General features: G+C 42.4%; 14 protein-coding genes and 1 tRNA gene. 6 read left to right on the forward strand and 9 right to left on the reverse strand.

Features of this window, described 5'->3' with window-relative positions:
- Both QNM18_RS18620 and QNM18_RS18625 read right to left on the reverse strand, forming a co-directional pair.
- Positions 1-288, reverse strand: coding sequence for a co-chaperone GroES (locus QNM18_RS18620; RefSeq protein ID WP_023400700.1), 288 nt, complete (start codon positions 286-288; stop codon positions 1-3).
- 169 nt (positions 289-457) lie between these two features.
- Entirely contained in the window at positions 458-991 is a 534-nt protein-coding gene (locus QNM18_RS18625) for an FxsA family protein (protein WP_211013019.1), read from the reverse strand.
- 241 nt (positions 992-1,232) lie between these two features.
- Here QNM18_RS18625 and cutA point away from each other — a divergent pair, with 241 nt between their 5' ends.
- From cutA to QNM18_RS18655, 6 genes are all read left to right on the forward strand, one after another.
- Positions 1,233-1,553, forward strand: a complete 321-nt coding sequence (gene cutA, locus QNM18_RS18630; protein ID WP_036976846.1) for a divalent-cation tolerance protein CutA — start codon at positions 1,233-1,235, stop codon at positions 1,551-1,553.
- Entirely contained in the window at positions 1,553-3,385 is a 1,833-nt protein-coding gene (locus QNM18_RS18635) for a protein-disulfide reductase DsbD (RefSeq protein WP_284138104.1), read from the forward strand. The genes cutA and QNM18_RS18635 overlap by 1 nt, the downstream gene beginning before the upstream one ends.
- Positions 3,386-3,601: 216 nt before the next feature.
- A complete protein-coding gene (gene aroQ / locus QNM18_RS18640; RefSeq protein WP_284138105.1) occupies positions 3,602-4,063 on the forward strand; it encodes a type II 3-dehydroquinate dehydratase in 462 nt (153 codons plus the stop codon).
- A 19-nt stretch (positions 4,064-4,082) separates the two neighbouring features.
- The gene (accB, locus tag QNM18_RS18645; protein ID WP_284138106.1) at positions 4,083-4,544 is read left to right on the forward strand and encodes an acetyl-CoA carboxylase biotin carboxyl carrier protein; all 462 of its coding nucleotides are present in this window, start codon (positions 4,083-4,085) and stop codon (positions 4,542-4,544) included.
- A gap of 20 nt (positions 4,545-4,564) precedes the next feature.
- Entirely contained in the window at positions 4,565-5,905 is a 1,341-nt protein-coding gene (accC, locus tag QNM18_RS18650) for an acetyl-CoA carboxylase biotin carboxylase subunit (protein ID WP_023400706.1), read from the forward strand.
- Between the two features lie 198 nt (positions 5,906-6,103).
- Positions 6,104-6,180, forward strand: a tRNA-Ile gene (locus QNM18_RS18655).
- A gap of 144 nt (positions 6,181-6,324) precedes the next feature.
- Here the strand turns inward: QNM18_RS18655 and QNM18_RS18660 are convergent.
- From QNM18_RS18660 to QNM18_RS18690, 7 genes are all read right to left on the reverse strand, one after another.
- Entirely contained in the window at positions 6,325-8,928 is a 2,604-nt protein-coding gene (locus QNM18_RS18660; RefSeq protein ID WP_284138107.1) for a CHASE domain-containing protein, read from the reverse strand.
- Positions 8,929-9,111: 183 nt separating this feature from the next.
- Positions 9,112-10,314: a prohibitin family protein gene (locus QNM18_RS18665; protein WP_284138108.1), complete on the reverse strand. Its 1,203-nt coding sequence runs from the start codon at positions 10,312-10,314 to the stop codon at positions 9,112-9,114.
- Positions 10,311-11,915 (reverse strand): cyclic peptide export ABC transporter, encoded by a 1,605-nt coding sequence (locus tag QNM18_RS18670; protein WP_023400711.1) that lies wholly within the window; start codon positions 11,913-11,915, stop codon positions 10,311-10,313. Before QNM18_RS18670 ends, QNM18_RS18665 begins: the two co-directional genes overlap by 4 nt.
- A 140-nt stretch (positions 11,916-12,055) precedes the next feature.
- Entirely contained in the window at positions 12,056-12,232 is a 177-nt protein-coding gene (locus tag QNM18_RS18675) for a hypothetical protein (RefSeq protein ID WP_023400712.1), read from the reverse strand.
- A 79-nt stretch (positions 12,233-12,311) separates the two neighbouring features.
- Complete coding sequence (locus QNM18_RS18680; RefSeq protein WP_211013014.1) at positions 12,312-12,875, reverse strand: YcjF family protein; 564 nt, start codon at positions 12,873-12,875, stop codon at positions 12,312-12,314.
- Between the two features lie 216 nt (positions 12,876-13,091).
- A complete protein-coding gene (locus QNM18_RS18685; RefSeq protein WP_247687548.1) occupies positions 13,092-14,414 on the reverse strand; it encodes a serine hydrolase domain-containing protein in 1,323 nt (440 codons plus the stop codon).
- Positions 14,415-14,557: 143 nt separating this feature from the next.
- Positions 14,558-15,526 (reverse strand): TauD/TfdA family dioxygenase, encoded by a 969-nt coding sequence (locus tag QNM18_RS18690; protein ID WP_211013012.1) that lies wholly within the window; start codon positions 15,524-15,526, stop codon positions 14,558-14,560.
- Positions 15,527-15,542 lie beyond the last annotated feature (16 nt).

Genomic DNA, 15,542 nt, shown 5'->3' on the forward strand with positions numbered 1-15,542 from the left:
TTAGCCAACAATACCTAGGATATTGTCTTCGCGCATGATCAGGTACTCTTGACCTTCGATCTTTTCAGTCTTCTCAACATATGAGCCGAAAAGCACTGTGTCACCTGCTTTTACTTCTAGTGCTCTTACTTCACCACTGTCCAGAACGCGGCCGTTACCTACAGCAACAACTTCACCACGAGTTGATTTTTCAGCTGCTGAGCCAGTCAATACGATACCGCCAGCAGATTTAGTTTCTTCTTCTAGACGCTTAACAATAACGCGATCATGTAAAGGACGAATGTTCATAGATTTAGTTCTCCTAACTTTTCTGAACAATGACAGAAATAACCTTTCTACTCAGAGTGAGTCGCTGCCAACAAATGTGACTTGAAGTGCGACTCTCTGGATTAAAACTTAACTTGCAATTCTAGATGGGGGTGGATATTTAAAACCCAAGTGAAAAAACTAAAAATTTTTAATCTTTTCTCTGATATTCACCTTCAATGGTGTTTGAAGATTGAGATTCCGACTGAGGTGCTTTGCGCTCGAATGGGTCAAACTTTTGCTCTTCAAAAGGTGCTTGAGTATCTTGATGTGAATGTTGTTGACCAAAACCTTGGCCAAACATACTGCCGTGAGCAGAGCTTTGCATTTTTACACTCGCTTGCTCTATTAATGACTTGGCAATTTTTCCTCGGATCGCTGGTGTTAACAGCATAAAACCGATTGCATCTGTCATGATCCCGGGCGTCATTAGAAATACACCTGCAATAATGACACATAACCCTGTAAACAAATCTTGTCCAGGCAACTGGCCAGATGCCATTTGCTTTTGCACATTAGAATATGCGCCGAGTCCCTGCTGTTTTACCAACTTTGCACCTAGAATAGCAGTGGCGATCACCAAGGCGATGGTAGCAAACCCACCAATGACGTCACTGACTTGGATCAGCAATGCAATTTCAACAATGGGTACAACGATAAATAACAAAAAAAGAACTTTAAACATAGATTCTCCAAATAAACTGAAATAGATGTATGGCTTGTCTGGTCTATTTTCAAGCTTACAGTCAGCATCTAATCGCACTCTGGCTTATATTGCTGTCTCGGTTTTTCTCAAGAATGCTCTTTAGAGCAAAACTGAGATTGAAAGTTCAGAGTATCTTAATGCAACTCAACGAGCACACCTTGGGATCCCGGTTGTCATTCGTTACTATATGGGCACAACTAATTTTGTCGGCAATAACACGATGAGTACCCCCTATAGAATGGTTATGACAACTTGTGATAGTCAAGACAATGCCCGCCATATCGCGGCGCATTTAGTTTTAAATAAATTAGCCGCTTGTGTGAACATCTTGCCTAAAATAGAGTCAATCTACGTGTGGCAAGGAAAAGTCACACAAGATGAAGAAGTTAAACTACTAGTCAAAACAAAATCCGCACTGGTTAGTAAAGTCATTGCAGCGATACAAGCTGAGCACACTTACGATGTGCCCGAAGTCCAAGTGATTGAGGTAACAGCAGGCTCGCAGCAATATTTTAACTGGATGGAAGAGGTACTAAATTAATGCGACTGACGACGCTGTTATTCTCCTTTATATCGCTGCTGCTGATTGGCAGCTTTCAGGCTTCGGCCAATAACACAGTTTTGGACAGTTTACTCGAACCAAAACAACAAACATTTTTACCGGTTGATCAAGCATTTCAGTTTGATTTTGACCAGCAAGGCACCGTGCTCTTTACTGGTTGGGATATCGCTCCGGGCTACTATATTTATAAACACAAGCTCGAATTTATTGCTAAAGATGCCGACATCAAGGTGCCTGAGTTAAGCGACGGTAAAATGATTGAAGATGAATTCTTTGGTCGCACCGAAGTATATTTTGATGAGCTCTCTGTGGTCTCTAAACTCTCGAATATTGGCCAAAACGCAGTGGTAAAAATTCGCTATCAAGGGTGTGCAGAAGCCGGGCTCTGTTACCCACCTGAGATCATTGAGATCCCGCTCACAGCCTTAGCTGGCGCAGCTAGTGATCCAACCAACAACACAGAAAGGGAGTCAGCACAACAAAACACTGTTAAACCCAGTTCACAACCAAAAACATTCAACAATAGTGACGACGGCGATTTATCATTCAGTGAAAAACTTGCCCAGCAAAGCTTTATCGCCAATTTAGGCGCATTTTTCTTAGTGGGCGTGCTGCTGGCTTTTACACCATGCGTGTTTCCGATGTTCCCTATTTTGTCGAGCCTCATTGCCGGTCAAAGCAACCTATCGACTAAAAAGGCGTTTTCACTGTCATTTGTTTATGTACAAGGTATGGCCGTGACCTATGCGGCACTCGGTCTTGTGGTTGCCTATTTTGGCGGCCATATTCAAGGCTACATTCAGCACCCTGCGGTACTTATTAGTTTTAGTATCTTATTTGTGATTTTAGCATTTGCCATGTTTGGCTGGTTTGAACTGCGCCTGCCAAGCGGCATGATGAGTAAACTTACTGAGATCAGCAACCAGCAAAAAGGAGGTAATTACACCGGTGTGTTTATGATGGGTGTATTGTCAGGCCTTATTGCCAGCCCTTGTACCACAGCCCCTCTCTCCGCGGCGCTGTTATATGTAGCGCAAAGTGGTGATTTCCTAGTTGGCGGCTTAACCTTGTATGCACTGAGCTTAGGTATGGGCTTGCCACTGTTATTACTTGGCACCTCTGGCGGTAATTTACTGCCAAAAGCAGGCGGCTGGATGGAGCAAGTTAAGACCTTATTTGGTTTCTTGATGCTGTTTGTGCCACTTATTTTGTTAGAGCGCATCTTGGATTTCGATATTATCGTCATGCTAGCCTCTGTCCTTGCCGTTGCCACTGCTCTTTATCTGCACTATTGGCAGAGCGCACAAACGCAAGGCAAAGGGAAAACATTTTTATGGGCACTGTCGATGACCTTATTTGTCAGCGCCTTTTTCATGGGTAAGTCAGTCCTTTTCCCACAACCTGTGACACAAATAAGCGTTGCATCAGGCCCTGTCGAAGAGAAAAAGTTTAGATTGATAGAAGGACTTGATGGACTACATAGCGAAGTCGCTAAAGCAAATCAGCAGGGGCAAATTGCGGTCGTTGATTTATATGCTGACTGGTGTGTGGCGTGTAAAGAGTTTGAAAAGTACACTTTCCCAGAGGCTGAAGTACAAAAAGAGTTCCAACACTTTGAACTGTTGAAGCTGGATCTTACAGAGAGTAACGACACCACTTTCGAGATCATGGAGTACTTTACTGTGTTTGGTTTACCTAGCATGCTATTCTTCGACAAAGACGGAAAAGAGATCCCTGAATTACGCGTAACTGGCTTTATGAGTGCGGAAGACTTTGCCAAGCACCTACAAAAAGTCCGTAACTATTACTAATCCTCCCCTTTACCCACAGCCTATTTGAATATTTAAGTCAAATAGGCTGTACTTTATCTCTGATTAGACCAGTATTTTGCTGCTATTTACCTCGAACACTCTATAATAGTTCACGAACGTGAGAAATATTTGCTATTTAAGGCGCAAGCGCTTAAGTTAGACAAAGTAAAAGACGAAAAGTCTCGTTATTTCCCATTTAAAGGAATTTCACGCATTATGTCAGCAAATTTTAAGGTTTTAGTACTTAATGGTCCAAATTTGAACATGTTGGGCCGACGCGAGCCAGATAAATATGGCACACAGACCTTAGCGGAAATAATGCAGTCACTTATAAAGTGCGCAGAACAACATAATGTGATGCTGACTCATTTTCAGAGCAACAGTGAAGCAGAGCTGATCAATACCATCCATGACCATTACGGCGAAGTGGATTGTATTATCATCAATCCAGCGGCTTTCACACACACGAGTATCGCCATACGCGATGCCTTGCTCAGTATTAGCGTCCCATTTTATGAAGTGCATATTTCAAATGTGCACGCACGTGAGCCATTTCGACATACCTCCTACTTCTCGGATGTAGCGAAAGGCGTCATATGTGGATTAGGTGCAATTGGCTATCAAGCTGCTTTAATGGCAGCGATTGACCAGTTGCGCAAACAAGATAACTCAAATTAACTAACAGGCGGGCCAAGTTATGGATATTCGCAAGATTAAAAAACTAATCGAACTAGTAGAAGAATCAGGTATTGCAGAGCTAGAGATCACCGAAGGTGAAGAGTCAGTACGTATTAACCGTCACAGCAGTGCTCCTGTTATGGCTCAGCCTCAGCAATTCGCTGTTCCTGCACCAGCTGCTGCTCCAGTAGCTGCTCCTGCTGCCGCGCCAGCAGCTGACGTACCGGCAGAAGCCGCAACTCCTGCAGGCCACCAAGTTAAGTCTCCAATGGTTGGTACTTTCTACTCAGCGTCTTCTCCAACAGCTGCGGCTTACGTTGAAGTTGGCACAAAAGTAAACGTTGGCGACACACTTTGCATCGTAGAAGCGATGAAGATGATGAACCAGATCGAATCTGACAAGGTCGGTACTGTTAAAGCTATCCTAGTTGAAAACGGCGAGCCAGTTGAATTTGATCAGCCACTATTCATCATCGAATAATTCCCAAGAAGGCAAACACTATGTTAGATAAAGTAGTCATTGCAAACCGAGGTGAAATTGCACTTCGCGTATTGCGTGCCTGCAAGGAGCTTGGGATTAAAACGGTTGCAGTACACTCTACTGCTGACCGTGACCTTAAACACGTTCTACTTGCAGACGAAACAATTTGTATCGGTAAACCAGCTGCGGCTGAGAGTTACCTAGATATTCCTCGCATTATCGCTGCGGCAGAAGTAACAGACGCTGTTGCTATCCACCCAGGATACGGTTTCTTATCAGAAAACGCTGACTTTGCTGACCAAGTTGAACAAAGCGGCTTTATCTTTATCGGTCCAAAGGGCGACACTATTCGTTTAATGGGTGATAAAGTTTCTGCAATCGAAGCAATGCGTAAAGCTGGCGTACCTTGTGTACCAGGTTCTGACGGCCCATTAACAGAAGACAACGAGCGCAACGTGCAAATCGCTAAGCGTATCGGTTACCCTGTTATCATCAAAGCAGCAGGCGGCGGCGGTGGTCGTGGTATGCGTGTTGTTCGCTCAGAAGAAGAGCTCCTAGACTCAATTGCACTGACACAAACTGAAGCGCAGCAGTTCTTCGGCAATGGCATGGTTTACATGGAGAAATTCCTAGAAAACCCACGTCACATCGAAGTACAAGTACTTGCTGACGGTCAAGGCAATGCGATTCACCTAGGTGAGCGTGATTGTTCAATGCAGCGTCGTCACCAAAAAGTAGTTGAAGAAGCGCCAGCACCGGGTATCACAGCAGAAATGCGTAAGTTCATCGGTGACCGTTGTACTCGTGCATGTATCGAAATCGGTTATCGCGGTGCAGGTACATTCGAATTCCTATACGAGAATGGCGAATTTTACTTCATCGAAATGAATACACGTATTCAGGTAGAGCACCCAGTAACTGAAATGGTTACAGGTGTTGACCTAATCAAAGAGCAGCTGAAAATTGCTGCGGGTCAACCTTTATCAATCACACAAGATGACGTTGTGATCAAAGGTCACGCTATCGAGTGTCGTATCAACGCTGAAGACCCAGAGTCGTTCATCCCGTCTCCAGGTAAGATCACGCGTTTCCACCCTGCAGGTGGCCTAGGTATTCGTTGGGACAGCCACATTTACGCTGACTACACAGTACCGCCGCACTATGATTCTATGATCGGTAAATTAATCACTTATGGTGAGAACCGTGACGTTGCAATCGCACGTGCTCGCAATGCGTTAAACGAACTTGTGATTGACGGTATCAAAACAAATACACCGCTACACAAAAAGATCTTAGCAGACGAAAACTTCCAAAATGGTGGAACAAACATCCACTATCTAGAGAAGAAACTCGGTCTGTAATTGACGTATTAGTAAAAAAGCCGGTATTTACCGGCTTTTTTGTTTTCTTTGACCCGACCTAACCATGACTTTTTGCGTTTTTATTAATCAATTGAACAAGATAAGTTATATTTTTCAGTTTTAGCTAGTGACAAGCGACGAAAAAGTTCATATACTGCCAGCGCTTCATAAGATTGTTTACACACAATCACAAAAAATGGCCCTATAGCTCAGTTGGTTAGAGCACCCGACTCATAATCGGTAGGTCCCTGGTTCGAGTCCAGGTGGGGCCACCATTTTTTCCAAGCTGTTCATTTACTATCGCTTCTATGGTTTTCTCAACATCAAGAGCATATAACTCCCTTTAAAATCGCACTTATTAAAAATTTTTTGCCAAGATTGTCTAAGTTTCTTCGTAATATCAACTCCAGATATTCGAACTACCGTGTTGACGATTGAAATATGTTTTGCAAAACTGCTTCCAAAACATGCTTGTTTAATGGCTTGGATATATATTCGTCCATACCAGCAGCTATGCACTTTTCTCGGTCGCCTTGCATCGCATTTGCTGTCATCGCGATGATAGGTATAGAAGAGAGATGATCATCAGCTTTTATCAGCTGACTCGCTTCGTAACCGTCCATTATCGGCATCATGCAATCCATAAACACAATATCAAAATGGGTTCCTGCGCTGTTTAATGCGTCTAGTGCTTCTTGACCATTACCCACAATAACAGTTTCAACGCCCAAACCGTCTAGCACCTTTTTTGCGATCATTTGGTTGACTGGATTATCCTCTACAATCAAGCCCGTTATTCCATCAAACAATGTGATTTTTTGCGTTGCTGTCGCAGGCTCATTTGATCTTTGATTTTGGCTCATCTCTGTCGCTAAGGTACATGTAAAGGTAGTTCCAACCCCCACCTCACTCTCAACTGTAATATTACCATTCATTAACTCAGCTAGTTTACGACTGATCGTTAGCCCCAACCCTGTTCCACCAAACTCTCTCGATGTAGAGCTGTCAGCTTGTTCAAATGCATCAAATAAGTTACTTAACAAGTGCTTATCAACCCCAATGCCAGTATCCGATACCTTTATCTCAAGTTTTGCATCCCGCCCGGTTAGATCAATTAAATTTGTAATCAGGTTAATTTTTCCACTTTTCGTAAACTTGAGCGCATTATTCATCAAATTATTTATAATTTGCAGGATCCGTACTTCATCTCCGATTATTTCAACTTTTTGCTGCAGATTTGATTGAAACTCAAATGCGAGACCTTTTTCGTGAGCAAGCAGTTGATAGGTTTGCTGTACCCCTTTTACTTTTTCGTAGATACAAAAAGACCGAGATTCTATCTCAAGCCTACCAGCCTCAACTTTAGACAAGTCCAAAATGTCGTTAATAATCGTCAGCAACGAATTAGCACTGGAGTGTGCAAGTTCAATATACTCATGTTGTTCAGATGTAAGCTCAGTATCTGAAACCAATTGTAGTAGCCCCATTACACCACTCAGGGGCGTTCTAATTTCGTGGCTCATATTGGCTAAGAATTTTGATTTTAGCCTGGTAGCTTCTTCAGCTTTATCTCTTGCATCTTCAATTGCCCATGAGTCAAACTCTATTTTTTGTGCATACTCTTCCATTTGATTGCGGTCATTGATCTGCTGAGTCATATCTTCGATAGAGATAAATATCCCCTCAACATTGGTGCTATCATCAACTTTTGGCGTAAAGGAGATCCGTAACCAATATTGTTTCCCTGTTATGAAAAACTCTTCGATAATCTCAGCCGCTTTACCATTAAGTGCTCTATCTAGATCAGGTTTTATTAACGAGTACTGTTTTTCATTCATCATTTGAGCGACATTTACGTTTGTAAATTCACTAATATTTTTATTAAAAAGCGACAAGTACTTTTGGTTTACAAAGTGGTATTTTTCTTGTTTATCTATATAGGCCAACAATACAGGCACAGCATTAGTTAGTGACTCGATAAAGTAGCGGCTTTGCTCCAGCTCTTTTGTTCTCTTTTTCACTTCATCTTCAACAGACTGTGCATAATTAACCGTTCTATAATAGCTATTGAGAAAAACAAACAAGATAACAAAGCCAATAATGGCAGAAACCATAGGTGTGAATGTTTTATTCTCATCAATATACTGCTGTGATGGAGATGCTTCAACCACCCAACTTCTTCCCGCAATATTAAGTGGTGGAAACTTTATTTTGTGATCAGATGGGGTAAAATTAGCGGGTGCATAACTTGTAATTAGCGTTGGATTGGCAGTATCGGTTTGATCAAATATTTTGACAGAAGAATGATTTTTGGCAGCATCAGAGAGCGATTTTCTCAATATATCAGTCGATTGATATACCCCCAGTACAAAACCTTTCACATTGGCTAAAGTATGCTTTGCGCCTTTTTTCGCATATACCGGTAAAAAGACTAAAAACCCTTTGTCTTCAGATTCAACTTGTACCAAGTTTATACCGGCAGTCGCTAACATTTGGTTTTTACGCGCTGACTTTTCAAGGGTGACTCTTCTAGCTGGACTAGACGATAAATCAAACCCAATAGCAGCTTCGTTTCCCACTACAGGCTCCACTACGCCAACCGGGAAATACCTTTCTTTTTCTTCTACCCTTTCAAACTCGCCGCTTGCGTTGCGCTGTTTGATATGAAACCCCGTATAGATAGTACTCTGTTGCAGTTCGTATTCTGCGCGCTCTGAGTGCAAAATATTGGGGATCCATTCTAGCGCTTGAATAGTCGGATATGTTGCCAATGCAAAGTGAGTCACATTAGAAAATGAACCGGGAGATATTTCTCCAAACTCTGAATAAATTTGCTGTAACTGTCTGAGCACCTCAAAGTTTAACGCAGCTTCTTTTTTTAGCGCTGAAACCACATGTACTGACTCAAAATAATAATCTTTCTCGATACTTTGCTCCTGATTAAAATTCAAGAGCAAAAATACAGTGACATTAAATAGAGTACCAAACAAAGCTAAGAAGATTATTTTTGATTTATTGTTCACAATCATCCTTTATGGGTAACTTTGCTTAAATTAAAAGTAGACTAGCAGTACCATAAAGGCTATTTAGAATCATGATTTTGATAAATTAAATATATGTATATCGCCTCTTAAACCATGACTCATAAATTAAATTGGCGCAATAAAGATAAAAACACCTCTGTTTTACCAGAGGCGCTTTAGTCTCTACTTTAAATACTCCATGGGTTCGCCAGTTTGCAGCGACCTATCAGATAGGGTTTTATCAGGCTGGCGTAGATCAGGTTTGAGTTTATGGCCATACTTATCGACACTGTTTAGGTATTCGTCTTTGCTGTGTGTTTCATCCGGCGCATTTGACTCAGCTTTTAACTCACCCGGTTTGTGAGTTTCTTTAAAGCTGCTGTTTGCAGGGGTGAGGCTGCTTTCAGTATTCAAAATAAGGGGCAAGCCATCTTTGCCGCTACCAATGACCACCACCTTGGCATTGTTAGATTTTGCCAGTTCAATGGTGGCCTCTATACCACGCCACTTAAGGTATGCCTCAGAGATCCCATCGCTGACCATCTCTTGGAATAAAGCAATACCCTTGGCTTCTTCTTCTTTGCGCAGCGCTTCTTTTTTGGCAACTTCGACACGCATTTTGTACTCTTCCAAAATGTAGTTTTGATTAACCTTAGAGATAATCGCACCATGAACTTTATCAGGTAAATCAACTCGCTTTATCAGCACATCATCTAGGTTTACAAGATGGTGGCCCGCCATCATTTGTGCCTCTTGGCGCAACATGGATTTCTCTTTAAGCTCTAGCTCATTGAGTACTTGTCCTAGTAACTCTTCTTGTACCTCTTTACGTTGATTGCCATATACCTGCTCTGCATTGTATTGAGACACTATCATACGTACCCCTGAACTGACTTCAGGAAGAATGATTTCATCCACATAATCTGGGCCAACTAACTTGTGTAGATAGGGAATAAAGTCTACCTCTGGGCGGTAACGTACCGTAATGTCCAATGTAATGCGTAACCCTTCATTGGTGATGGCGTATACATTGGTATGTGCGGTTTGATAACGACTGGAATAGATTGTCAGCGTATCCCAAGGGAAGACTAATACCGTTCCTTCATGTAGCGGTGCATCTAAATAAGTACCGCCCGCAAAACGTTTCCATAGCACCCCAACTTCACCCGAGTCGACCTTAATAAAAATAACCGGGATCAATGCAATCACAATAAAAATTGTGACTAACAAAGTTAAGCCGGCGCGAAAGCGCCACGATAAAATCCGTCGTCTGAGTTTAGGTTGGTAGCGCTTCAGTATGCGCATTAAGATGTTAGATAGGATTATCGCCACTATGGCACTGATGATTATCGTCAGTGTTATATCAGAAGGGAGAATGATGTTCATGATGTTACTCCTTTACCCTCAACTTCATGGTGTTCCATTAACTGTCCTTCAACCATTTTTAGGTGTACATCTGCCAGGTGGAAATAGGCATCATCATGGGTTATGGCGATGACCGTATTGCCTCTGGCTTTGAGCTTAGGCAGTACTTGCTCATAGAATTTCCGCCTAAATATGGGATCTTGATCCGCCGCCCATTCATCGAAAATATAAATTGGGCGATTCTCTAAAATAGTACTTAATAACGCTAGCCGCTTTCTCTGCCCCGATGACAGATCAATACTGCTGAACGCTCCGTCTACCACTTTAACCTTGGTGTTCATCTCTAAAAATGCCAACCAATCGTCGATTTCCTCTTGGCTGGTATGATGAATACCGTACAGCTGTTTGAATAAATGGAAATCGGCAAATACTGCGGTAAATAAGCTGCGATACGCCTCTTTAAGATTATCTGTGATTGGTTGTCCATCAACGAGGATCTGCCCGCCTTGCAACTCATACAGTCCCGTAAGCATACGGATAAAAGTCGTTTTACCACTGCCATTACCGCCAGTAATAAAGGTGACTTGGCCACGTTTTAAGGTCAAATCAACCGGCCCAACAAAAAACGGTCTGTCGCCGCCTTTTTGGCCGTGTTGGTAATATGTCCCTTCGAGTTTGAGTTCCTCAAAGTCATGAACATGAGAAAAATGGTCTGTATCGAGATGACGATTGTCCACTTTGGCACGTTTTAAGTCTTCCTCTAGCGTCAGGACATTTTGCGCAGCTTCGGTGGCGGTGGTGTAAATAGGGATCCCACCAACAATACTGGTAATTGGACCAATTAAAAACAGCGATGCAGTGGTTACTTTTATCACCACATCGGTATACACATGAGACAAGCTCGGAACAATAAATACCATGGCCCCAGTTGCAGCAAAAAAAGTTATTTGCGATAACACAAAGTCGGTCGCAAATAACGTTTGTGTGGTCGTTTTGGCTTTTTTGGCCCGCGCTGAGTCCATCACAAATTCATGCTCTAAATCATCAGCGCGGGGAACACTGAGCTTTACTTCTTTAAACCCGTCAAGCAAGTCAGACAAGCGCTGGATCAGCATGTTTTCACTTTCAAAAGACAGCTGCATATTGCGTTGAATTTCATTGGCGCGCAATCGGTGAATACTGGCTCCCATTAAAATTAGGATGGAGATCACCAAAAACGCCACAAAGGAATGCCAGGCAATATAAAGGGAGGTAAAAAACACTAAACTAATTGACTGCCCGATGATCACAAACAGTTGCGCGGACTGCGAAATGGTTTGTAACTCTTTGCTCAGCGTATTAAAAATACGCTCTTTGCCAATGGTTTCTAGTGTCGACAGTTCGGTATGACGCACGCATTCAAATAACTCAACACGCAGCCGATCAATGGCTTTTTCAACCATTTTAGCGGCTTTAGTCATCAGCCTTTGCTGGGTCAGACCGTAAATTGAAATTGTCAGGATAAACAACACCAAATAATAGAGAATATGATTCTCTTTATGGATATCTGAAATGTTTTCAGACACATTGTTTATCAAGGCAAGGACTAACGCATTAGCAAGGCCAGAGATACAGCCCAACATCACGAAAGTCCTTTTCTTTATTTTTATATTCCGACTGATTAAATCGTATAATACCATTTTGATTTTCTTATCATTGTTGTTATCGGCTCGATGGCCTAAAAGCGAGTTTTATCGCCAAGCGCACATAATTTGGTTTAAAACTAGTCGTCTTCAGCATCCTGCTCTGGCTTGCGGCCCTGTGTCAGCAGCAACATCAATAAACTAACTATTGGCGTCAAAAACAATGAGATAAGAAAAAAGCCCACAGGCCCGGCAAATGTATTGCGTCCCCAATAACCTGATAAAATACATAACACCAAATACAATGCCACTATCATAATGTACTCCTCAAAAGCCCAATGTTGATAAATAAACCAACAGTTAGCCTGTTGGTTTATTATGGTTCAGCCACTGTGATTACACAGTGGCATTGCTCGGTTGTGTGCTGGCATTACCCTTATCTTTACGATATTTTGCAGCAATATCTGCAATATCGCCCTTAATGCTCGCAAGATTAAGGTCAATCAAAGTGCCACCGTTTTCAAAATGACGAATGAAAGTGCTGCCTACTGCGTGCGTAGATGCGGCAGACACTACAGGCATAAATGCGATTGCACTCAGCGTGCCAATTACCGGTACCGCTTTTAAGAAGCTGCTTAACCCAGCTCCACCAAGCGTTTGCGGAAATGACCCACCGATCACAGCACTGACCGTGCCACGCAATTTATTGTCACTGTATGACTGACCATACACATTGGCAATTTCGCCAATCATCTTCATTTGAATGCCCGTCAAAGCCACTAAATCAACCGCTGGAATTGGGATTAACCCAGAACCAAACGACCACTTAGAGTACTTGTCGACAATGATCTGCGCCACGGCTGCTCGGTCTTCTGCCTGAACTACAGTGCTTTGCGGCTCCGTAGCAGAAGCATTTGCTTCATTTGCCTTGTCGTCCTTTGCTGTTTTTGTCGCTGTCATAATTCATCCTCTATGATGTAGATTTAAACAGTTGTGAACCCACCAAGTTCATGCGAAGTGTTTAAACATCATTAAACTTTGCATTTACTTGCCCTTATCACTGCAATTTCATGTGAAAAAGCAGAAATTCGCTTCTTTAAGGCCGACAAAAGCACAGAGACACACTACACCCAACACTCTACCGCAGGCAGCCTTATTCTTATTTTGTTACTTCATTTAATTTATCGTGCCATCCAATACACCTTGGCACTGTTCAGTACGATGTCGATCGTTATAAAAAATAATGTTGCGAAGCTCTTCTGCAATACAATCAGACTCATAGCCAGTTTTGTTGTAATTACTAAAGGCCATCACAGTTTGGTCACGCTCTAACAATCGTGAAAAGCTCGTCACCCATGAATATGGGTAGCTTCCAGAGTACTGTAAAAACTTTTCATATTTGTTCAAATTGGTACTAGTTGGGTCATCTGGGCAATCTGGCACTTTGCCGTACTGATTCGGATCGATATACGTCACAAACCAACCGTAGCCAAAGTATTCACATTCGTCTTCGCTTTGGGTATTTTGATAAGGCGCAAACGCCATTTCTTTTTGTGCTTCATTTAAAATCGTATCCCCATACAAGCCTTGGTCCCACTTAGACATATCTTTCACTGTAGAGTACATATCGCCCGCCGAATAGAGCACCAATGGATTGCTGTAAGGGTTTTTAAAGATATTTTCATACGGTGCTGGACCACCTGTTTCTGGTGGACGTCCAGTCGTAAGCGGCAAATACTGGTTTTGGTCAAATACATACCCAGTAGTCATATTCTCGACTATACCAATGGCATTGAACGTGCCACTGTCTTGCATATTGAGCGGGTCTAATATTTGCTCTTTCACGATATTTCTAAAATAAAAGTTTGAGTCGATCTGACCTTGTTTGCCCGCAGCTAATTGCTCGAGAATATTACCGATTATGTAATAGTTACAATTGCTATAGTCAAATTTAGAACCTGGCTCAAAGCTCGGTTTATTATCTTGCTCTTTACATGTACAAAAGCGATTGCTAAACCCCTCAGGTCCATTTAAATTTGTTACGTCATTGTATAAATAGGGCCGCCAACCCCAATTTAAAAACACCTCCGGGTTCGCGCTATAATCATTGATCCCCGACGACATGCTCAATAAATTGTGCAGCGAAACATCCGCGCACTGATTGTCTGGATACCAAGGTAAGTAGTCGCGGATCGTTTTGCTGTGTAGATCCTCACCTGCCAGCGTGCGCAGTAAAATAGCAGCTGCAAACTCCTTAGTATTGGAGCCAATGCGGAATTTAGAATCAGAAGTATTGGCGACATCATATTGAATGTTTTGTGGACCACAATTGGTCTCATACACCACATCTTCGCCTGAGGTTATGTAAATACTGCCAAAAAAGACCATTTTATCGCAGTAGTCACTCACTGTGACTTTAAACTTTTCAATCTGCTCAGCCGTGATTGTATTGTCTTGTGCCACACTATTTTTAAAACAAGAGGTTAGTAGTAAACTCATACAGCATAGGCATACTACCTTGAGTTGTTGCTGATAAAGCCCGTTCATTGTGTGTTTCCCTAGCTTTGTTTAATTACTTTGCCAACTTCTTTACTACTAACAAACCCGTTCTCGACACGAAAATCGTACATATAGCCTGTTACCTAGCCATATGCCGCTTTTGCCATGCCTACCAGCACCTTTCTGGTGCCTGTATACGCTTCCCGACCATGTGTATACAGCATGTTGTCGAGCAGCATAATGTCATTGCGCTGCCACTGATAAGCAAAGGTCAGTGATTGATAGACCTCATTGATAGTTGCTATATCGCTGGCATCAATGTCACTGCCATCACCGAAATAAGCATTACGCGGTAAATTGTCCATTCCGATACTCTCACGCATCGATTCAGGAAGTTGATTATCAATGCTTGAACAATGAAATAAGTGTGCCTGATTGAACCAAACTTTTTCACCCGTTTTTGGATGCGTTGCTACCGCAGGTCTGATTTGCCGTGTCTGCAAATGATTGTCAGATTTCCACTCAAAGATAATGTCGTTTTTCCAACAATATGCTTCAACATCTGCTTTATTTTGCGTTTGAAAGACTTCTTGCCAAGGCAAGTCTATCTCCCCATAATTGCGCACGTACATCACACCGAGTCGTTCAAACTTGTCTCGCAGTGCAACAGGTAGCTGTCGATAGACGGCACGGCTATCAGCAAGGGGCGTATTACCTCCCGTTTTAGCTGGCACCACACAGAAAAACCCCATTCTCATTGGCCAGCAATTAGAGTAAGCATTTTCATTGTGTTGTAATATCACCTGATCAGCATGATATTCTGTGGTGGTATAAATATTGTTTCTCAGTGCTGTTCGCGGTGACGAACGATAAATATATTGGGCCAAAGGCTCTTGAAAAATGGTTTCTAAAATAGTGCTAAATTGATTGGTACTGACGATGTTCAATCCGCGTAGCAATGCCACACCATCCCTGTCTACCCATTCATTGATCTCTTTTATGTGACCTTTAACCCAAGCCAACCCGCTTTGCTTCTGAGCGGACAGATCATGCACAAAACTATTTATTCCTGTCCTTATATCCTCTTTGTCGAGCGCTAGTAACTGATCCATTCTATTCCCATCCTTA

This window comes from Pseudoalteromonas obscura (genome assembly GCF_030135505.1).
GTDB lineage: Bacteria > Pseudomonadota > Gammaproteobacteria > Enterobacterales > Alteromonadaceae > Pseudoalteromonas > Pseudoalteromonas obscura.

Excerpts from the sequence above, each read along its gene's own strand:
- QNM18_RS18670 (WP_023400711.1), bottom strand. The coding sequence starts at position 11,915 with ATGTTGGGCTGTATCTCTGGCCTTGCTAATGCGTTAGTCCTTGCCTTG.
- QNM18_RS18620 (WP_023400700.1), bottom strand. The coding sequence starts at position 288 with ATGAACATTCGTCCTTTACATGATCGCGTTATTGTTAAGCGTCTAGAA.
- accB (WP_284138106.1), top strand. The coding sequence starts at position 4,083 with ATGGATATTCGCAAGATTAAAAAACTAATCGAACTAGTAGAAGAATCA.
- QNM18_RS18625 (WP_211013019.1), bottom strand. The coding sequence starts at position 991 with ATGTTTAAAGTTCTTTTTTTGTTATTTATCGTTGTACCCATTGTTGAA.
- QNM18_RS18675 (WP_023400712.1), bottom strand. The coding sequence starts at position 12,232 with ATGATAGTGGCATTGTATTTGGTGTTATGTATTTTATCAGGTTATTGG.
- cutA (WP_036976846.1), top strand. The coding sequence starts at position 1,233 with ATGAGTACCCCCTATAGAATGGTTATGACAACTTGTGATAGTCAAGAC.
- aroQ (WP_284138105.1), top strand. The coding sequence starts at position 3,602 with ATGTCAGCAAATTTTAAGGTTTTAGTACTTAATGGTCCAAATTTGAAC.
- QNM18_RS18635 (WP_284138104.1), top strand. The coding sequence starts at position 1,553 with ATGCGACTGACGACGCTGTTATTCTCCTTTATATCGCTGCTGCTGATT.
- QNM18_RS18665 (WP_284138108.1), bottom strand. The coding sequence starts at position 10,314 with ATGAACATCATTCTCCCTTCTGATATAACACTGACGATAATCATCAGT.
- QNM18_RS18685 (WP_247687548.1), bottom strand. The coding sequence starts at position 14,414 with ATGAGTTTACTACTAACCTCTTGTTTTAAAAATAGTGTGGCACAAGAC.
- accC (WP_023400706.1), top strand. The coding sequence starts at position 4,565 with ATGTTAGATAAAGTAGTCATTGCAAACCGAGGTGAAATTGCACTTCGC.
- QNM18_RS18690 (WP_211013012.1), bottom strand. The coding sequence starts at position 15,526 with ATGGATCAGTTACTAGCGCTCGACAAAGAGGATATAAGGACAGGAATA.
- QNM18_RS18680 (WP_211013014.1), bottom strand. The coding sequence starts at position 12,875 with ATGACAGCGACAAAAACAGCAAAGGACGACAAGGCAAATGAAGCAAAT.